The organism is Delftia tsuruhatensis (genome assembly GCF_903815225.1).
Taxonomy (GTDB): domain Bacteria; phylum Pseudomonadota; class Gammaproteobacteria; order Burkholderiales; family Burkholderiaceae_C; genus Comamonas; species Comamonas tsuruhatensis_A.
Genome location: NZ_LR813084.1, coordinates 463,043 through 481,965, shown reverse-complemented (window position 1 = coordinate 481,965; position 18,923 = coordinate 463,043). Strand labels below are relative to the sequence as shown.

At 65.0% G+C, this 18,923-nt stretch carries 19 protein-coding genes and 1 pseudogene; 9 read left to right on the top strand and 11 right to left on the bottom strand.

Annotated elements, in window-relative coordinates; translation table 11 throughout:
* The first annotated feature begins 186 nt into the window (after window positions 1-186).
* The 4 genes and pseudogenes from L1Z78_RS02250 to L1Z78_RS02235 all read left to right on the top strand — a co-directional run.
* The gene (locus L1Z78_RS02250; protein WP_234639956.1) at window positions 187-1,479 is read left to right on the top strand and encodes an efflux RND transporter periplasmic adaptor subunit; all 1,293 of its coding nucleotides are present in this window, start codon (window positions 187-189) and stop codon (window positions 1,477-1,479) included.
* A gap of 15 nt (window positions 1,480-1,494) precedes the next feature.
* Entirely contained in the window at window positions 1,495-4,650 is a 3,156-nt protein-coding gene (locus L1Z78_RS02245; RefSeq protein ID WP_234639955.1) for an efflux RND transporter permease subunit, read from the top strand.
* Window positions 4,643-6,094, top strand: a complete 1,452-nt coding sequence (locus tag L1Z78_RS02240) for an efflux transporter outer membrane subunit (protein WP_234639954.1) — start codon at window positions 4,643-4,645, stop codon at window positions 6,092-6,094. The genes L1Z78_RS02245 and L1Z78_RS02240 overlap by 8 nt, the downstream gene beginning before the upstream one ends.
* A 240-nt stretch (window positions 6,095-6,334) precedes the next feature.
* A pseudogene (locus L1Z78_RS02235) lies at window positions 6,335-6,856 on the top strand (c-type cytochrome); the annotation flags it as partial.
* A 48-nt stretch (window positions 6,857-6,904) separates the two neighbouring features.
* Here L1Z78_RS02235 and L1Z78_RS02230 read toward each other — a convergent pair.
* Both L1Z78_RS02230 and L1Z78_RS02225 read right to left on the bottom strand, forming a co-directional pair.
* Entirely contained in the window at window positions 6,905-7,465 is a 561-nt protein-coding gene (locus L1Z78_RS02230; protein WP_234639952.1) for a DUF2946 family protein, read from the bottom strand.
* Between the two features lie 5 nt (window positions 7,466-7,470).
* Window positions 7,471-8,445, bottom strand: a complete 975-nt coding sequence (locus L1Z78_RS02225; RefSeq protein WP_234639951.1) for a YheT family hydrolase — start codon at window positions 8,443-8,445, stop codon at window positions 7,471-7,473.
* A gap of 175 nt (window positions 8,446-8,620) precedes the next feature.
* On the opposite strand from L1Z78_RS02225, the gene L1Z78_RS02220 reads away from it, so the two are divergent.
* The 4 genes from L1Z78_RS02220 (at window position 8,621) to L1Z78_RS02205 (ending at window position 11,018) form a co-directional block, all read left to right on the top strand.
* Complete coding sequence (locus L1Z78_RS02220; RefSeq protein ID WP_234639950.1) at window positions 8,621-9,208, top strand: LemA family protein; 588 nt, start codon at window positions 8,621-8,623, stop codon at window positions 9,206-9,208.
* Between the two features lie 9 nt (window positions 9,209-9,217).
* On the top strand, window positions 9,218-10,117 hold the full coding sequence (locus tag L1Z78_RS02215; protein ID WP_234642073.1) for a TPM domain-containing protein: 900 nt from the start codon (window positions 9,218-9,220) through the stop codon (window positions 10,115-10,117).
* 1 nt (window position 10,118) lies between these two features.
* Window positions 10,119-10,661 carry a TPM domain-containing protein gene (locus L1Z78_RS02210; RefSeq protein ID WP_234639949.1) on the top strand — a complete coding sequence of 181 codons (543 nt, stop codon included), beginning with the start codon at window positions 10,119-10,121 and terminating at the stop codon, window positions 10,659-10,661.
* Window positions 10,662-10,757: 96 nt separating this feature from the next.
* Complete coding sequence (locus tag L1Z78_RS02205) at window positions 10,758-11,018, top strand: hypothetical protein (RefSeq protein ID WP_234639948.1); 261 nt, start codon at window positions 10,758-10,760, stop codon at window positions 11,016-11,018.
* A gap of 62 nt (window positions 11,019-11,080) precedes the next feature.
* Here L1Z78_RS02205 and L1Z78_RS02200 read toward each other — a convergent pair whose 3' ends face one another.
* The 9 genes from L1Z78_RS02200 to L1Z78_RS02160 all read right to left on the bottom strand — a co-directional run bounded on the left by L1Z78_RS02200 (window position 11,081) and on the right by L1Z78_RS02160 (window position 18,318).
* Window positions 11,081-11,497, bottom strand: coding sequence for a F0F1 ATP synthase subunit epsilon (locus L1Z78_RS02200; protein WP_234639947.1), 417 nt, complete (start codon window positions 11,495-11,497; stop codon window positions 11,081-11,083).
* Between the two features lie 153 nt (window positions 11,498-11,650).
* Window positions 11,651-13,060: a F0F1 ATP synthase subunit beta gene (gene atpD / locus L1Z78_RS02195; protein WP_234639946.1), complete on the bottom strand. Its 1,410-nt coding sequence runs from the start codon at window positions 13,058-13,060 to the stop codon at window positions 11,651-11,653.
* 34 nt (window positions 13,061-13,094) lie between these two features.
* Entirely contained in the window at window positions 13,095-13,964 is an 870-nt protein-coding gene (gene atpG / locus L1Z78_RS02190; protein ID WP_234639945.1) for a F0F1 ATP synthase subunit gamma, read from the bottom strand.
* Between the two features lie 18 nt (window positions 13,965-13,982).
* Window positions 13,983-15,542 (bottom strand): F0F1 ATP synthase subunit alpha, encoded by a 1,560-nt coding sequence (gene atpA, locus L1Z78_RS02185; RefSeq protein WP_234639944.1) that lies wholly within the window; start codon window positions 15,540-15,542, stop codon window positions 13,983-13,985.
* 48 nt (window positions 15,543-15,590) lie between these two features.
* Window positions 15,591-16,130: a F0F1 ATP synthase subunit delta gene (locus L1Z78_RS02180; RefSeq protein ID WP_234639943.1), complete on the bottom strand. Its 540-nt coding sequence runs from the start codon at window positions 16,128-16,130 to the stop codon at window positions 15,591-15,593.
* Window positions 16,131-16,142: 12 nt separating this feature from the next.
* Window positions 16,143-16,613 carry a F0F1 ATP synthase subunit B gene (locus tag L1Z78_RS02175; protein WP_234639942.1) on the bottom strand — a complete coding sequence of 157 codons (471 nt, stop codon included), beginning with the start codon at window positions 16,611-16,613 and terminating at the stop codon, window positions 16,143-16,145.
* A 37-nt stretch (window positions 16,614-16,650) separates the two neighbouring features.
* A complete protein-coding gene (gene atpE / locus L1Z78_RS02170) occupies window positions 16,651-16,899 on the bottom strand; it encodes a F0F1 ATP synthase subunit C (protein WP_011803767.1) in 249 nt (82 codons plus the stop codon).
* Between the two features lie 51 nt (window positions 16,900-16,950).
* Window positions 16,951-17,814 carry a F0F1 ATP synthase subunit A gene (atpB, locus tag L1Z78_RS02165; RefSeq protein WP_234639941.1) on the bottom strand — a complete coding sequence of 288 codons (864 nt, stop codon included), beginning with the start codon at window positions 17,812-17,814 and terminating at the stop codon, window positions 16,951-16,953.
* Between the two features lie 21 nt (window positions 17,815-17,835).
* Entirely contained in the window at window positions 17,836-18,318 is a 483-nt protein-coding gene (locus tag L1Z78_RS02160) for an ATP synthase subunit I (RefSeq protein WP_234639940.1), read from the bottom strand.
* 278 nt (window positions 18,319-18,596) lie between these two features.
* On the opposite strand from L1Z78_RS02160, the gene L1Z78_RS02155 reads away from it, so the two are divergent.
* Window positions 18,597-18,914 (top strand): YbeD family protein, encoded by a 318-nt coding sequence (locus tag L1Z78_RS02155; RefSeq protein ID WP_234639939.1) that lies wholly within the window; start codon window positions 18,597-18,599, stop codon window positions 18,912-18,914.
* The last annotated feature ends 9 nt before the right edge of the window (window positions 18,915-18,923 follow it).

The window sequence follows — 18,923 nt, the reverse complement described above, 5'->3', positions numbered from 1 at the left end:
TTTCCTTCCATCGTTGAGCCCGGCCATGCCACGCTACGCCTTGCTTTGCGCCGCCTTGCAGCAACTGCGGTCATTATACATTCATGTATGTATGTATAATCCGCGACTTGCCCGTGGACACGGGCGTTCCGGATAGCGCTGACCGGAACGTCAACATCGTTATTTGATTCAGCACAAGGACCCATCATGCCCAGCACACGCAGCAATGTGTCAGCCGCTCCGTCCCCCTACAGCAGTCTGCGCCTCACCACCGTGGCCCTTGCCGTCGCCGCCGCAATGGCCCTGGTGGCCTGCGGGAAAAAACCTGAAGAACAGGCTGCCGCGCAGCAGCAGATGCCCGCCGTCCCCGTGGGCGTGGTGGTCGCCACCGCCGCCGATGTGGGCCTTGTGACCGAATTGCCCGGCCGCGTGGATGCGCGCCGCGTGGCCCAGATCCGTGCCCGCAGCGCCGGCATCCTGCAGGAGCGCCTGTTCAAGGAAGGCAGCGACGTCAAGGCCGGCCAGGTGCTCTATCGCATCGATCCGGCGCCCTACCAGGCCACGCTGCAAAGCGCCAAGGCCACGCAGGCCCGCGCCGAAGCCAACCAGGCCCAGGCGCTGGCACAGCTCGAACGCTACCGTCCGCTGGTGGCTGCCAACGCCATCAGCAAGCAGGACTTCGTCAATGCCGAAGCCGCCTACAAGCAGGCCCAGGCCGACGTTGCCGCCGGCAAGGCGGCGGTGCGCACGGCCGAGATCAATCTGGGCTACACCAGTGTCACGGCCCCCATCTCCGGCCGCATCGGCCAGTCGCTGGTGACCGAAGGCGCCCTGGTAGGCCAGGGCGAGGCCACTCCGCTGGCCGTGGTCCAGCAGATCAATCCCGTCTATGTGAACTTCACCCAGTCGTCCAGCGAGGCCTTCCGGCTGCGCCGAGCGATGGAACAGGGCAAGCTCAAGAAGGCGGACGGCGCCGAGGCCGCGAGCATCGAAGTGCGCCTGGACGATGGCACGCCCTATGAACTCAAGGGCAAGCTGCTGTTCACCGACCTGACGGTGGACAGCTCCACGGGCCAGGTCACGTTGCGCGCCGAGGTGCCCAATCCCAAGGGCCTGCTGCTGCCGGGCATGTATGTGCGCGTGCGCATGGAACAGGCCCAGGCTTCCAATGCCATCGCCGTACCCCAGCAGGCAGTGACGCGTACCGAGACCGGCGACACCGTGAGCGTGGTCAGCGATGACGGCAAGATCACCAAGCGTCCGGTGAAGGTGACCACGGCCCAGAACAACCAGTGGCTGGTCAGCGAAGGCCTGCAACCAGGCGAGAAGGTCATGGTCGACGGCTTCCAGAAGCTGCAGATGCTGCCGCCGGGCACACCGGTCAAGCCCGTGCCCTGGCAGCCCGAGGCCGCGAGTGCCCAGAAGCCGGCCGGCGCGGCAGCGCCAGCCCCGCAAGCCGCGGCCGACGCCAAGCCTGCGGACCAGGCAGACAAGAAGTAATCAAGAGGCTCAGCAATGGCCAAGTTCTTTATCGATCGACCGATCTTTGCATGGGTGATCGCGCTATTCATCATCGTCATCGGTGGTCTGGCGCTCACCAAGCTCCCGATCGCTCAATACCCCAAGGTGGCCCCGCCGGCCATCGTCATCAACACGGCCTATCCCGGCGCGTCGGCGCAGGTGCTCGAGGACAGCGTGCTGTCCGTGATCGAACGCGAGATGAACGGTTCGCCCGGCCTGGTCTACATGGAATCGGTGGCCCAGGCCGACGGCACGGGCAGCATCACCATCAGCTTCGAGCCCGGCACCAACGAGGACCTGGCCCAGGTGGATGTGCAAAACCGCCTCTCGCGTGCCACACCGCGCCTGCCCGCGTCCGTGACGCAGCAGGGCGTGCGCGTGGACAAGGCGGCCCGCAACTTCCTGATGTTCATCATGCTGTCCTCCGAGGACACCAAGACCTACGACACCGTGGCCCTGGGCGACTATGCCTCGCGCAACATCGTGCCGGAGATCCAGCGCGTGGCCGGCGTGGGCCAGGCCCAGCTGTTCGGCTCCGAAAAGGCGATGCGCATCTGGTTCGACCCCGCCAAGCTCCAGGGCTACAAGTTGTCCATCGAGGACGTGACGGCTGCCATCCGCAGCCAGAACGCCCAGGTGGCCAGCGGCGCCATCGGCGACTTGCCCAACATCACGGGCCAGAAGATCGCCGCCACGGTGACGGTCAAGGGCCAGCTGTCGTCCGTGGACCAGTTCGAGCGCATCGTGCTGCGCGCCAACGCCGACGGATCGACCGTGCGCCTCAAGGACGTGGCCACGGTGGAGATAGGCGGCCAGAGCTACGCGACCTCGGCGCGCCTGAACGGCAAGGATGCCGTGGGCATCGGCGTTCAGCTGACCCCCAGCGGCAATGCGCTGGCCACGGCCAAGGCCGTGCACGCGCGCATGGAGGAGCTGCAGAAGTTCTTCCCCAAGGGCGTGAGCTACTCCATCCCCTATGACAGCTCCAAGTTCGTGAGCATCTCCATCGAAAAGGTGGCACACACGCTGCTGGAAGCCATCGTGCTCGTGTTCCTGGTGATGTTCCTGTTCCTGCAGAACTGGCGCTACACGCTGATCCCGACCATCGTGGTGCCGATCGCGCTGCTGGGCACCTTCGCCGTCATGCAGGCCGTGGGCTTCTCGATCAACGTGCTGGCCATGTTCGGCATGGTGCTGGTCATCGGCATCGTGGTGGACGACGCCATCGTGGTGGTGGAGAACGTCGAGCGCATCATGAGCGAGGAAGGCCTGTCGCCACGCGACGCGGCCATCAAGGCCATGGGCCAGATCTCGGGCGCCATCGTGGGCATCACGCTGGTGCTGATCGCGGTGTTCATCCCGCTGGCCTTCTTCGCGGGGTCCACCGGCAACATCTACCGCCAGTTCTCCATCGTGATGGTGGCCTCCATCGGCTTCTCGGCCTTCATGGCACTGACGCTGACGCCCGCGCTGTGCGCGACGCTGCTCAAGCCAGTGGAAGCCGGACACCATCACGAAAAGAAGGGCTTCTTCGGCTGGTTCAACCGCACCTTCGCCCGCTACGCCAAGTCCTACGAGGGCTGGGTGGGCCGCCTGCTCAAGCGCTCCATCCTGATGATCGGCGTGTACCTGGCCGTGATCGCCGCCGCCGTGGTGGTCTTCCGCGGCCTGCCGACCTCGTTCCTGCCGACCGAGGACCAGGGCTACTTCATCGTCAACGTGCAACTGCCCCCTGGCGCCGCCAAGGAGCGCACGCTGGAGGTGATGAAGCAGGTGGAAGAAGCCGTGCTGCCGCAGCCCGAAGTGGCCAACATGGTCAGCGTGCTGGGCTTCAGCTTCTCCGGCCAGGGCCAGAACGCCGCGCTTGCCTTCGTGCCGCTCAAGGACTGGTCCGAGCGCAAGGGCGCGGACTCCACGGTGGACGCGATGACGGGCCGCATCATGGGCATGACGTCCGGCATCCGCGATGCCTTCGTGTTCGCGGTGAACCCGCCGCCCATCCCCGAGCTGGGCAACGCCGTGGGCTTCTCGTTCCGCCTGCAGGACCGTGCCGGCCACGGCCATGAAGCACTGATCAATGCCCGCAACATGCTGCTAGGCATGGCCGGACAGAGCAAGGTGCTGACCGGCGTACGCCCCGATGGTCTGGAGGACGCGCCCCAGCTGCGCATCGAGATCGACCGCGACAAGGCCAACGCGCTGGGCGTGGATTTCACGTCCATCAACGCCGCGCTGTCCACCGCGCTGGGCTCGTCCTACGTCAACGACTTCCCCAACCAGGGACGTCTGCAGCGCGTGATCGTGCAGGCCGATGCACCGGCCCGCATGCAGCCCGACGATCTGCTGCGCCTGAACGCGCGCAACGCCAAGGGCGATGCCGTTCCGCTGTCGGCCTTCGCCACCACCAAGTGGGTCAAGGGCGCCCAGCAGACCGTGCGCTACAACGGCTATCCGGCCGTGCGCCTGGAAGGCTCGGCCGCCCCCGGCTTCAGCTCGGGCGATGCCATGGCCGAGATGGAGAAGCTGGCTGCCAAGCTGCCCGAAGGCTTCGGCTTCGAGTGGACCGGCCAGTCGCGCGAGGAAAAGCTCGCGGGCTCGCAGGCCATGTTCCTGTATGCCTTCGCCATCCTGGCCGTGTTCCTGTGCCTGGCCGCGTTGTACGAGAGCTGGTCCATCCCGCTGTCGGTGATCCTGGTCGTGCCGCTGGGCCTGCTGGGCGTGGTGCTCGCCACCTTGCTGCGCAACTACTCCAACGACGTGTACTTCCAGATCGGTCTGGTCACGGTGATCGGCCTGTCGGCGAAGAACGCCATCCTGATCGTGGAGTTCGCCAAGGACCTGCAAGCCGAAGGCAAGGGCCTCATCGAGGCCGCGCTGGAGGCTGCCCACCTGCGTTTCCGCCCGATCATCATGACCTCGCTGGCCTTCGGCCTGGGCGTGGTGCCGCTGGTGATCGCCTCGGGCGCCAGCTCCGCGAGCCAGCGTGCCATCGGCACCGGGGTGCTCGGCGGCATGGTCACCGGCACCGTGCTGGCCGTGCTGTTCGTGCCCACCTTCTTCGTCGTGGTGCGCAAGCTGTTCAAGGGCAAGATCAAATCGCACAACCCGCCGTCCGCACCGGCCGGCAAGGAGGCCTTGAGCCATGATTAATCGCAGTACCCCGGTGGCCATCGCCACCGCCCTGCTCCTGGCGGGATGCTCGCTCATCCCCACCTACGAGCGCCCCGCCGCTCCAGTCGCTGCCCAGTACGCGCGCGCCGACGCCACCGCTGCCGCAGCGGGCGGCACGGCAGCCGCCCAGTTGGGCTGGCAGGACTACTTCCAGGACCCGCGCCTGCAGCAGCTGGTGCGCCTCGCGCTGGACAACAACCGCGACCTGCGCGTGGCCGCGCTCAATATCGAGCGCGCCCAGGCCCAGTACCGGATCACGCGTGCCGACCAGTTCCCGACGGTGAACGCGGGCGTCAATGCCAGCCGGGCGCCCAACACCACGGGATCGGGCAGCAAGTACGTCAACAGCTACCAGGTCGGCCTGGCCGTCACCTCCTGGGAACTGGACTTCTTCGGCCGCATCGGCAGCCTCAAGGAAGCGGCCCTGGCGCAATACCTGGCCAGCGAGGAAGCGCGCCGTGCGGCGCAGACCAGCCTGGTGGCCGCCGTCGCCAGCGGCTGGTACACGCTGCTGGCCGATGAGCAGCTGCTGAAGATCTCGCGCGACACACTGCAGACCCGCGAGGAGTCGATCAAGCTGACCAAGCTGCGCTTCGACACGGGCGTGGCTTCCGAGCTGGACTACCGCCAGGCCGTCTCGCTGACCGAAGCCGCGCGCGCCACGCTGGCGCAGCAGCAGCGCCAGCGCGCGCTGGACGAGAATGCCCTGGTCCTGCTGCTGGGCCAGCCCCTGCCTGCAGAGCTGAGCGCCAGCCTCGGCGCCAGCCAGGGCCTGCGCGACACGGCGGACCTGCCGGCCGTGCCGGCGGGCCTGCCCTCGGACCTGCTCACGCAGCGTCCCGACATCCGCCAGGCCGAGCAGCAGCTGATCAGCGCCAATGCCAACATCGGCGCCGCACGCGCGGCCTTCTTCCCGCGCATCGCCTTGACGGGACAGTTCGGCACGGTCAGCAATGAGCTGTCGGGTCTGTTCAAGAGCGGCAGCTGGGGCTTCACCCTGGCACCCTCGGCCCTGCTGCCCATCTTCGATGCCGGGCGCAATTCAGCCAACCTGGCCGTGGCCAAGGTCGAGCGCGAAGTGGCCATCGCGCAGTACGAGAAGTCCATCCAGAGCGCCTTCCGCGAGGTCTCCGACGCATTGGACAGCCAGGACACGCTGCGCGACCAGATCACGGCCCAGCGTGCCCAGCTCGAAGCCGAGCAGGCACGCCTGAAGCTGTCCGATCTGCGCTACAGCAACGGCGTGGCCAGCTACCTTGACCTGCTCGATGCCCAGCGCTCCCTGTTCGCGCTGGAGCAGTCCACGGTCAGTGTGCGCCTGGCCCAGCTGCTCAACCAGATCGAGCTGTACAAGGCCCTGGGCGGTGGCTGGACGGACGGGACGGCAATGGCCTCCCCGGTATCACCTGCCACTGTGCAGTAAGCCTGCGGGCTGAATGCAAAGGGTGTCCGCCGCAAGGCGGACACCCTTTTTTCATTGCGGCGCCATGGCCTGTGCAAAAAATCGCCTGCAACGCTGTTTCAGCGACATTTGCAAATTGCTTGATCCATCTCATGGCATATGTGCGTCCCAGGTCAACCCGGGTCTGCGCGCAGTGTCTGCAAAGGGGCCGTCGATATAATTTGCTGTTGACTCACGCCCCCGACCATACAAGAGGACTTCATGAGCGCAACCCACACCGAAGAAGCCCATACGGGCCCGATCAAGAACCCCAGGCAGCTGCTGATAGCCGTGTTTCTCTCGTTCGTGGTCCCGGTGTTCGTGATCATCGGGCTCGTGCAGTATGTGAGTTCGGCCGACAAGGCAGGGGCAGGCGCCTCCCAGACGGAGATGGCCAAGGCACAGCGCCTGCAGAAGATCGGTCTCGTCGAGATCCGTGACGCCAACCGCCCCCTGCGCTCGGGCGAGGAAGTCTTCAAGGGCCAGTGCGCCGCATGCCACGCCACCGGTGCCGCGGGCGCTCCCAAGTTCGAGGACGCCGCGGCCTGGGGTCCCCGCCTGTCGCAAGGCCTGGAAGCCCTCGTGCATTCGGCACTCAAGGGCAAGGGCGCCATGGCTCCGCAAGGCGGGGGCGACTTCAACGACACCGAGATCGCACGCGGCGTGGTCTACATGGCCAATGCCGCGGGTGGCAAGTTCGACGAGCCCCAGGCACCAGCCGCTGAGGGTGCCGCGGCAACCGCACCATCCAACTGACACCGCGCACAGTCTGCGCACCACACAAAGCCGGCTTCAGCCGGCTTTGTGCATCTGGGGGCTGCGAATGAAGCCGTAGTGTTTCGGCAGCGTATCGCTGAGAACTTCCTCGCAGGCGGGCAGCAGGCCGGCCTCCAGCGCCGACGCGGCATCGAGCATGTCCTGGGTATGGACCAGACCCAGTCCCTGGGACAAGGCCAGGTACAGGCGTCCCTCTTCGTCGACCATGGCAGCATGGACCGTGCGTGCATCGAGCGACACGCCCACATGGCTGTGCAGGGCCAGCGAGGTCCCATCCCAGCGCAGCCGCCAGACCCAGGGTGTGCACTCCAGTTCCACATAGACACGCTGCGGGCCATTCTGGAAAAACCAGCGGCCATCGGATTCGGCCAGGTAATTGCGGCCGATGAACTCGGCAAGCTTTTCGTGTCGAACCAGGGCCCCCTTCGCGCCAGGGTTGCCACTGGCGAAGCTTCCACAGGCCTGCGCCACATCGTCGCGAAGATGCCATTGCCCCCGCGCATCCAGCCCCAGCCAGCCACTGCATGCCGGCACGTTGGGCCACTTGGCCATGGCCTGTTTCACGATATCGTCCATTGCACTCATCCTTTCGCTTGCTGTGCCAGCCACGAGGTCACGGCCCGCGGCATGGCCAGCACATGACCGGGCCAGCGCCCCTGGGCAAAGCCCACGTGACCTCCATGCGGCGGTTGCCAGAGCGTAACCCGGTCGCCGACGCTGGCACGCTCGGGAAGGCTTTCAGCCGGGACGAAGGGATCGTTGCGGGCATTGAGCAGCAGCGCAGGCACGGCGATGTCGCCCAGCACGGGGAACGCCGATGCGCGCAGCCAGTAGTCGCTCACTCCAAGAAAACCATGGACCGGTGCCGTGAAGGCGTCGTCAAAGGCCCGAAGATCGCGTGCGCGCAGCACCGCCTCACGGTCGAACAGGCCCGGATACTGGCGCCACTTGGCCAGGGCCTTGGGGACCAGGGTCCGCATGAACATGCGCGTGTAGATGGCGCGATTCAGGCCCCGCCCCAGGGCCGTGCCGCTGGCAGACAGATCCAGCGGCGCGCTCACCACGGCCAGGCCCTGGAGCAGGCCGCGCGCAGCGCCCGCCTGAAGGCCGGCCCAGCGCGCCAGCGCATTGCCTCCCAGAGACACGCCCACCGCATACAGCGGACCCGGGGCGCGCCGGCGCATGCGCTGCACGATCCAGCCGATCTCGTCGGCATCGCCCGAGTGGTAGGCCCTGGGTGCCCGATTGATCTCGCCCCCACAGCCCCTGAAATGCGGCAGGGCCAGATGCCAGCCCCGCTCGCGCGCGGCCTGGGCCATGGCTTGCGCATAGTGGCTGGCGAACGAGCCTTCGAGTCCATGGAACAGCAGCAGCCAGGGGGCCCCGGCCGGAGCCTGGTCCGCCATGCCCAGCGCGACATCGATGAAGTCGCCGTCCGGTGCCTCCCAGCGCTCCCAGCACCAGGCACCGGCCGCGCCACGCTGCGCAAACAGTGCGGGCCAGATGGTCTGGGCATGGCCACCGCGCAGCCAGCCCACCGACGTGAAATCCTGCATGGGTGTCCTTCCTGCCTATGCCCCGCCGATGCCCTGCAAGGCCCCTTGCCTGCCGCAATGGCCTCTTTCCCTACAGCACCGCATGCACGCACAGCGGCACAATCGCCGGCATCGCGCCGCGCAAGACGTTGCGCGATACTCACCGTGTCCATTTTCGCTGCGAGGCTGTCATTACATGAAACGTCTTCTTGCCACGCTCGCCACGGTCCTGGCGCTGACCGGCTGCGGCTACAACGACTTCCAGCGCCTGGACGAGCAGACCAAGTCGGCCTGGAGCGAAGTGCTCAACCAGTACCAGCGGCGCGCCGACCTGGTGCCCAACATCGTGGCTTCCGTCAAGGGAGAGGCCAACTTCGAGCAGGACACGCTGACCAGGGTCATCGAGGCACGTTCCAAGGCCACCTCCATCCAGGCCACGCCCGAACTGATCAACAACCCCGAGGCTTTCAACAAGTTCCAGCAGGCCCAGGGCGAGCTGTCCGGGGCGCTGTCACGCCTGATGGTCGTTGCCGAACGCTACCCCCAGCTGCAGGCCAACCAGGGCTTCCGTGACCTGCGCGTCACGCTGGAGGGCACGGAAAATCGCATCACCGTGGCGCGCAACCAGTACATCCAGGCCGTGCAGTCCTACAACGTGCTGGCACGCAGCTTTCCCACCAATCTGACGGCCAAGGTCTTCAGCTACGAGCCCAAGCCCAGCTTCAGCGTGCAGAACGAAGCCGAGATATCGCGCCCGCCGACCGTGGACTTCGGGAACAAGTAAGCCGTGCCCATGTCCCTGGAGCTGCTCTGGCGCACGCTGTGTGCGCTGGTCCTGGCGACATTGCTGTCCGGCGCTGTACTGGCACAATCGCCGCAGCCAGTGCCGGTGCTGTCGGCCCGGCTCATGGACCAGACGGGCACCTTGTCGGCCGAGCAGGCCCGCGCCATCGAGGACAGGCTGCGCGGCATAGAGCAGAAGTCCGGCTCGCAGGTGGTGGTGCTGATGGTGGCCACGACGGCGCCCGAAGACATTGCAGCCTATGCCTGGCGTGTGGCCAGCGGCTGGAAGATCGGCCGCCGCGACGTGGGTGATGGCCTGCTGATCGTGATCGCCAAGGACGACAGGCGCATGCGCCTGGAGGTGGCCCGCGCGCTGGAAGGTGCCATCCCCGACCTGGCCGCCGCGCGCATCATCGACCAGCAGATGGCGCCGCGCTTTCGCCAGGGCGACTATGCAGGCGGCATCACTGCGGCACTGGACCAGGTCGCGGCACGCATCGCAGGCGAGCAGCTGCCTGCCCCCTCCTCCGGCAGCCCCTCCACCCGAAGCCGGGACAAAGGCTTCGACATGGAGGATCTGATGTTGTTCTTCTTTTTCGGCGTGGCCATACTGGGGCCCATCCTGCGCTCGGTGCTGGGACGGCCGCTGGCCTCGGTGCTGACAGGCGTGGGGGCCGGCATTGCCGCCTACGTGGTGACAGCCAGCCTGCTCATGGCCGGCACAGCGGGGATCGTTGCTCTGCTGTTCACCCTGCTGGGCAGCGGCCGGTCCGGCAGAAGCGGGGGTGGCGGGGGCTGGGGAGGCGGGTTTGGTGGCGGCGGAGGCTTTGGCGGAGGAGGCCGCGGCGGCGGCTTCAGCTCCGGTGGAGGCGGCAGTTTTGGAGGCGGTGGTGCCTCGGGGAGCTGGTGAGATGGCACGAGGAATCAGAGGCCTGGCGGGGCGTCTGGCACGGCTGCTGCGCCACCGCTGGGCAGAGGGGCAACTGCGGCGCGCGCTTCCGCCCGAAACCCTGGCCGAGCTGGAGCGCCTGATCACCATGAGCGAGCAGCGCCACACGGGCCAGATCCGCATCTGTGTCGAGCCGGGCCTGCCTTCCAGCTACATCTGGCGCGATGCCATGCCGCGTGAACGCGCCATCACGCTGTTCGGCAAGCTGCGTGTCTGGGATACCGAGCACAACAACGGTGCCCTGATCTATCTGCTGCTCGCCGACCACGCCGTCGAGATCGTTGCCGACCGTGCCCTGGCACGAACGCTGCCCGCCGAGCAATGGCAGACCCTGGTCAGCGACATGGGAGCCGCCTTCCAGGGTTGCCACTACACCATGGGCCTGACAGCAGCGCTGGAGCGGGTGAGCCTGCTGCTGGAGACGAATTTTCCACGTGACCCGCAGCACGCGGTGCCCGACAGCGGGGACAATCTGCCCGACGCGCCGGTGATACAGCGCCCCTGAGGAGAAACCGGACATCTCGCGGCCCCGCTCATCGGCCTACCACCGATGCCGTGGCTGTGATAGCGTCACGCCATTTCATCAAGGAGCATCCACACCATGAAGAACACCCTGGCCCGCCTGGGCTTGCTGGCCACCGTGCTGGCGTTGAGCGCCTGCGCCAGCCCCATCCTCGACGACTCGCAGGAATACGACTACGTGCTCAGTTGCAAGCTGCGCGAAGATGATCCCAAGCGCTGCGAGCAGCAGATCCGCGCCCTGTGTCCCGTTCCCGCCAAGGCCGTGACGCACAAGTCGCGCACGGTCGACCCCAAGGACAACGCTGTGACCTACGTGTACCAGGCGCGCTGCGGCGACTGAGCCCGGCAGGACAAAGAAAAAGCCGCCCTCGGGCGGCTTTCTTGCGGGCAAGCCACGGGGGCTCAACGCTTTTGGCGGAACTTGCGCAGGGCAGCGATCTGGGCGGCCATGACAGCCAGCTCGGACTGTGCACGCGCCAGATCGATCTCGCTCTTGGCGTTCTTCAGTGCTTCCTCGGCTTCGAGCTTGGCCTTCTCGGCCTTCTCGGCGTCCAGGTCGGCGCCGCGGATGGCGGTGTCGGACAGCACGGTCACGCAGTTGGGCTGCACTTCCAGGATGCCGCCGGCCACGAAGACGAACTCTTCGCTACCGTCCGCCATCTCGATGCGCACCGAGCCGGGCTTGATGCGCGTGATCAGCGGCGTGTGGCGGGGGAAAATGCCCAGTTCGCCGGATTCACCGGGCAGGGCGACAAAGCGCGCTTCACCGGAGAAGATGGACTCTTCGGCACTGACCACATCAACGTGGATGGTGTTCATCTTTGCTCCTCAGAAAAGGGGTCTGGAACCTGAAACTGGCGTGGCCCAAGCCAGGGATGCCGAGCAAGGGCCGCCCCGCAGCGAAGGCATCGTCCCCCTCCCGCGAAGCGAGAGAGGGGGAAGCGACGCAGTCGCTCAGGGGGTGCCTCATCTTCAAGCCGCCAGCTTCTTGGCCTTCTCGAAGGCTTCGTCGATGGTGCCAACCATGTAGAAGGCCTGCTCGGGCAGATGGTCGCACTCGCCGGCGCAGATCATCTTGAAACCACGGATGGTTTCGGCCAGCGACACGTACTTGCCGGGAGCGCCGGTGAACACTTCGGCCACGTGGAAAGGCTGCGAGAGGAAACGCTGGATCTTGCGGGCGCGGGCCACGGTCAGCTTGTCCTCGGGAGCCAGTTCGTCCATGCCCAGAATCGCGATGATGTCACGCAGTTCCTTGTAGCGCTGCAGCGTGCCCTGCACTTCGCGGGCGACCTGGTAGTGCTCGGCACCGACCACTTGCGGGTCCAGCTGGCGGCTGGTGGAGTCCAGCGGATCCACGGCGGGGTAGATACCCAGGGCAGCGATGTCACGCGACAGCACCACGGTGGAGTCCAAGTGGGCGAACGTCGTGGCGGGCGAGGGGTCGGTCAAGTCGTCGGCAGGGACGTACACGGCCTGGATCGAGGTGATCGAGCCCACCTTGGTGGACGTAATACGCTCTTGCAGGCGGCCCATTTCCTCGGCCAGCGTCGGCTGGTAGCCCACGGCGGAAGGCATGCGGCCCAGCAGAGCGGACACTTCGGTACCGGCCAGGGTGTAGCGGTAGATGTTGTCCACGAAGAACAGCACGTCACGGCCTTCGTCGCGGAAGGCTTCGGCCATCGTCAGGCCGGTCAGGGCCACGCGCAGACGGTTGCCCGGCGGCTCGTTCATCTGGCCGTAGACCATGGCCACCTTGGAGTCGCCCAGGCTTTCCTGGTTGACCACGCCGGCGTCCGACATTTCGTGATAGAAGTCATTGCCTTCGCGGGTACGCTCACCCACACCGGCGAACACCGACAGACCGCTGTGGGCCTTGGCGATGTTGTTGATGAGTTCCATCATGTTCACGGTCTTGCCCACGCCGGCGCCACCGAACAGACCCACCTTGCCGCCCTTGGCGAACGGGCACACCAGGTCAATCACCTTGATGCCGGTCTCCAGCAGTTCCTGCGAGGGGGACAGCTCGTCATAGGCGGGCGCCTTGCGGTGGATGGCCGCCGTCAGCGACTGGTCCACGGGGCCGCGCTCGTCGATGGGGTTGCCCAGCACGTCCATGATGCGGCCCAGGGTGGCCTTGCCCACGGGCACGCTGATCGGGTTGCCGGTGTTGGTCACCATCAGGCCGCGCTTGAGGCCGTCGGACGAACCCAGGGCAATGGTACGCACCACGCCGTCGCCCAGCTGCTGCTGCACTTCCAGCGTCAGGGCAGAGCCTTCGAGCTTGAGCGCGTCATACACCTTGGGCATCTGGCCATGCGGGAACTCCACGTCCACCACGGCGCCGATACATTGAACAATCTTGCCTTGTACTTGAGCCATTTTTCGCTCCAATTTGTTGGTCTGTTAAAGCCGTTTACACCGCAGCGGCGCCAGCCACGATTTCCGACAGTTCGGTCGTGATGGCTGCCTGGCGCGTCTTGTTGTAGACCAGCTTCAACTCGCTGATGACGTTGCCGGCGTTGTCGGTAGCGGCCTTCATGGCCACCATGCGCGCCGATTGCTCGGACGCCATGTTTTCCGCAACCGCCTGGTACACGAGGGACTCCACGTAGCGCACCAGCAGCTCGTCGATGACGGACTGGGCGTCGGGCTCGTAGATATAGTCCCAGCTGTGACCGGAAGTCTTGTCGGCCTGCAACTGCTCGGACGACAGGGGGAGCAGCTGCTCCACCACGGACTCCTGCTTCATGGTGTTGATGAACTTGGTGTAGCTCAGGTACACGGCGTTCAGCTTGCCTTCAGCGTATTGGTCCAGCAGCACCTTGACGGGGCCGATCAGCTTTTCGAGATGGGGGGTGTCGCCCAGGCCCGTCGCATGCGAAACCACCTTGGCACCGACCCGGTTCAGAAAACCGAGGCCCTTGTTGCCAATGGCCACCGCTTCCATCGCCACACCTTGATCCTGCAGCTCGCGCAGCTTGCCGGTCACGGCACGCAACACGTTGGTGTTCATGCCGCCGCACAGTCCCTTGTCGGTCGTCACCACGATGACGCCGGCCTTCTTGGCATCGTTCACCTGCATGAACGGGTGAACGTACTCGGGATTGGCCTGACCAAGATGGGCTGCAATGTTGCGGATCTTTTCGCTGTAGGGACGGGCTGCCAGCATCCGGTCCTGCGCCTTGCGCATCTTGGATGCGGCCACCATTTCCATGGCCTTCGTGATCTTCTTGGTGTTTTCCACCGATTTGATCTTGCCGCGAATTTCCTTACCTGCTGCCATGATGGTTCCTCGTCCGGTTTAAGCGAACGACTTCTTGAACGCAACGATGGCTTGCGTCAGCTCGGCTTCGTCCTTGCCTTCCTTGTCGAAGGCACGGTTTTGCAGCAGGCGGTCGAGCAGGGCAGCGTGGCTGGTCTTCAGGAACTGGTGCAGGCCGGCTTCGAAGGGCAGCACTTGCTTGACTTCGATGTCGTCCATGTAGCCCTTGTTCACGGCGAACAGCGTTGCACCCATCAGAGCGATGTTCAGCGGGCTGTACTGGGCCTGCTTGAGCAGTTCGGTCACGCGGGCGCCACGGTCCAGCTGCTTGCGGGTGGCTTCGTCCAGGTCGGAGGCGAACTGCGCGAAGGCAGCAAGCTCACGGTACTGCGCCAGGTCGGTACGGATACCGCCGGACAGACCCTTGACCAGCTTGGTCTGGGCCGAGCCACCGACGCGCGACACCGAGATACCGGCGTTGATGGCGGGACGGATACCGGCGTTGAACAGGCTGGTTTCCAGGAAGATCTGGCCGTCCGTGATCGAGATCACGTTGGTGGGCACGAAGGCGGACACGTCGCCGGCCTGGGTTTCAATGATGGGCAGGGCCGTCAGCGAACCGGTCTTGCCCTTGACTTCACCCTTGGTGAAGGCTTCGACGTAGTCGGCATTCACGCGGGCTGCGCGCTCGAGCAGGCGGCTGTGGAGATAGAACACGTCGCCAGGGAAGGCTTCACGGCCCGGGGGACGGCGCAGCAGCAGCGAGACCTGGCGGTAGGCCACGGCCTGCTTGGACAGGTCGTCATAGACGATCAGTGCATCCTGGCCGCGGTCGCGGAAGTATTCGCCCATCGTGCAGCCCGAGTAGGCCGACACGTACTGCATGGCAGCGGATTCGGATGCGGTGGCCGCCACGACGATGGTGTATTCCATCGCGCCGGCCTGCTCCAGGGCACGCACCACGTTCTTGATCGAGGAAGCCTTCTGGCCGATCGCAACGTAGATGCAGGTGACGCCCTGGCCCTTCTGGTTGATGATGGCGTCGATGGCCACGGCGGTCTTGCCGGTCTGGCGGTCGCCGATGATCAGTTCGCGCTGGCCACGGCCCACGGGCACCATCGAGTCGATGGACTTGATGCCGGTCTGCAGGGGCTGGTCCACGGACTGGCGCGCGATCACGCCGGGAGCGACCTTCTCGATCACGTCCGTCATCTTGGCGTTGATGGGGCCCTTGCCGTCGATGGGCTGGCCCAGGGCGTTGACCACGCGGCCGATGAGTTCGGGGCCGACGGGCACTTCCAGGATGCGGCCCGTGCACTTGACGGTGTCGCCTTCGGAGATGTGCTCGTACTCGCCCAGAATCACGGCGCCGACGGAGTCGCGCTCCAGGTTCAGCGCCAGGCCGAAGGAGGGCTGGCCGTCCTTGCCTGCCGGGAATTCCAGCATTTCGCCTTGCATCACGTCCGACAGGCCGTGCACGCGCACGATACCGTCGGTCACCGAGACCACGGTGCCTTCGTTGCGGATGTCGCTGCTGCCAGCCAGACCCTCGATGCGGCTCTTGATCAGTTCAGAAATTTCTGCGGGATTGAGTTGCATGACTCTTTCCTTCTTTAGCTTTGGTTAGCCGAGACCTCAGTCGCGTGGTTACGCAGTGAGGGCCGCTTTCATTTGTTCCAGGCGGGCCTTGACGGAGGTGTCAAGCACTTCATCACCCACCACGACGCGGATGCCACCGATCAGGGACTGATCTTGCTGCACCGACAGGTTCAGCTTGCGGCCGAAACGCTTCTCCAGCGAAACCCCGAGTGCGGCCAGTGCGGCGGCGTCGATGGGGAATGCGCTTTGGACCACGGCGTCGGACGAGCCACCGGCGCGGTTCACGAGGGCGCGGAACTGGGCCACCACCTCGGGCAGGGCTTGCAGTCGACCGTTTTCGATGATGACGCGCAAAAAGTTGCGCGCGGCATCGGGCAATGCCGAGCCGGCCACGCCGCTGATGACGTCGAACAGCTGTTCGTGGGTCACCTTGGGGTCGTCGGCCAGCTGGCGCAATTGCGGGTTGGCGGCAATCGCCGCCAATTCCTCCGCCCAGGCAACAGTGCCGGACAGGTCAGCGCCCTGCTGGGCGCTGGCCTTGAACAGGGCATCTGCGTAAGGACGGGCAATGGTGGCGAGTTCTGCCATGTTTGCTCTTCCTTACAGCTCGGTCTTCAGGCGGTTCAGCAGGTCGGCATGAACGCCGGCATCCACTTCCTTGCGCAGGATCTGCTCGGCACCCTTGACAGCCAGTGCAGCCACCTGCTCGCGCAGGGCTTCACGGGCCTGGACTGTCTGCTGTTCGGCCTCGGCACGTGCAGCGGCGACAATCTTGTTGCCTTCCTCGGAGGCACGGGCCTTGGCTTCCTCGATGATGGCCTGGGCACGGCGTTCGGCGTCCGCAAGCCGCGATGCCGTCTCGTTGCGCGTCTGGGCCAGTTCCTGCTCGACGCGCTTGTTGGCGGCGGCCAGGTCGGTCTTGGCCTTGTCGGCAGCAGCGAGGCCATCGGCGATTTTCTGGGCTCGCTCATCCAGCGCCTTCGCGATCGGGGGCCACACGAACTTCATCGTGAACAGCACCAGGATCAGGAAGACGATGGCCTGAACGAACAGGGTCGCGTTGATACTCACGGCAACACCTTTCTATCTAGGGCGTTGATCGGAGCTCTTAGGCCAGGACGAAGGGGTTGGCGAAAGCGAACAGCAGAGCGATGGCCACGCCGATCAGGAAGGCGGCGTCGATCAGGCCGGCCAAGATGAACATCTTGGTTTGCAGTTCGTTGATCAGCTCAGGCTGACGTGCCGACGATTCCAGGAACTTGCCACCCATCAGGGCGATACCGATCGAAGCGCCGATAGCGCCCAGACCAACGATCAGACCACAAGCCAGAGCGACGAGACCGAGAATGTTTTCCATGATGACTCCTGAGATTAAAGAAAGAGAAAGGTTGAGAGAGAAAGGGAATGGTCAGTGGGCTTCATGCGCCTGGCCGAGGTAGATCAGCGTCAGCATCATGAAAATGAAGGCCTGCAGGGTGATGATCAGAATGTGGAAGATCGCCCAGATAGAGCCTGCAATGATGTGCCCCACGGGGAGCAACACACCGGAAAGCGACATGGCAGCCGCACCGCCCATCAGAGCGATCAGACAGAACACCAGCTCACCAGCGTACATGTTGCCGAACAGTCGCATGCCATGCGAGACCGTCTTGGCGACATATTCAATGATTTGCATGGCCAGGTTCACGACACCCAGGATCAGTGCAAACACGGGATTCTTGCTGGTACCGAACGGAGCGGTCACCAGTTCGTGGGCCCAGCCGCCCATGCCCTTGATCTTGATGCTGTAGAAGAAGCACAGGATCAGCACGGCCGAGGACAGGCCCAGCGTGGTCGACAGGTCGGCGGTGGGAACCACGCGCAGATAGGCGTGCGAGTCGCCCTGCACGCCTTGCCACAGCACGGGCAGCAGGTCCACGGGCAGCATGTCCATGGCGTTCATCATGAAGATCCAGACGAACACGGTCAGCGCCAGGGGCGCGATGAACTTGCGGCTTTGCGCGTTGTGGATGTTGGCCTTGGCCTGGTTGTCCACCATCTCGACCAGCAGCTCCACGGCCGCCTGGAAGCGGCCGGGCACGCCCGAGGTGGCCTTGCGTGCAGCCAGCCACAGCACGAACAGACTGATCACGCCCAGCGTGACGCTGACGACGATCGAGTCCAGGTTGACGACCGAAAAGTCGATGATCGACTTCTGCTTGATGTTCTGGAGGTGCTGCAGGTGGTGAACGATGTATTCACTTGCAGTGGGTGCGTGCGCGTCTGCGGCCATCGGACAACTTCTCTTCAAATATCAATCGGTTTTTCGGACATTGGAGCGCACTATCAGTGCGACCCAATACGTTTTCATGACGACCACCAAGCCCGCCAGCAGCGCCAGCCAACTCAGCCCCGGGACCAGCCTGGGTGCAGCCGCCAGCATGGCTATGCACAGCACCAGCTTCACCAGTTCCCAGCCAAAAATTCCCACCATGGCCGCAGCGGCACCACCTGGCCGCCTGCGCACCACGGCACGTGCGAAAAGCGCCGCAGGAAGAACCACCGACAAGGCCCCGTAGGCAGCCGACCACCCTGCCGCCGCGCGCCCCGTCACCAGCCACGCAACCAGTGCCGTCAGCACTCCAGCCACCGCCTGCACCGCCACGATGCGCCACACCGACACCTGGGGATGGCGCGCCCGCCAGTCCTGCGCTTCCTGCGCGGTCAAGGGCTTGAAGTCTGAAACTTCGTCACCAAGTTCCGAGTCGAGGTCTGTGTCGGCGGCGTTGTTTTTCATGGATTTCTCGAAGGCCGCTGACCAGGCAAGACTTTTTCACAAAGCCCCTGATTATAAGTAAAAACCCCTGCCGGAAGATAGGGGTTGTTACGGGCATGTCCAATTTGGCTCGGGGGGCGGAAGTTGTGGCTGCAGGCCAACATGTGCCGCAGCACCCGCGGCGGCCTGTTGTTCTTGTACTGGTGGTTTGCTGCGGCGCGGCAGCCCCTGGCTGCCTGTGGGCGCGAACGATAGCGCACAATCACCTTCGCCGACAAGCGATTAACCTTGATTCACCCATGAGCGATCCCACCTCTCCACCTTCCTCCGTCCCGGGCGATGCCACGCCCGATCCGCGCAAGGACTCGCTGATCGAGTATCCGTCGCGCTTTCCCATCAAGGTCATGGGCGTGAAGTCCGAGCACCTGGTGCATGAGATCACGCAGATCGCCGAACGCTTCGATCCGGGCTTCGATGCCAGCACCATCGAGCTGCGCCCCAGCAGCAGCGGCAAGTACCTGGGCGTCACCGTCACGGTGACCGCCACCAGCCGCGAGCAACTCGACGACCTGTACCGTGCCTTCACCTCGCACCCGCTGGTGAAAGTGGTGCTGTGAGCCCCCTGG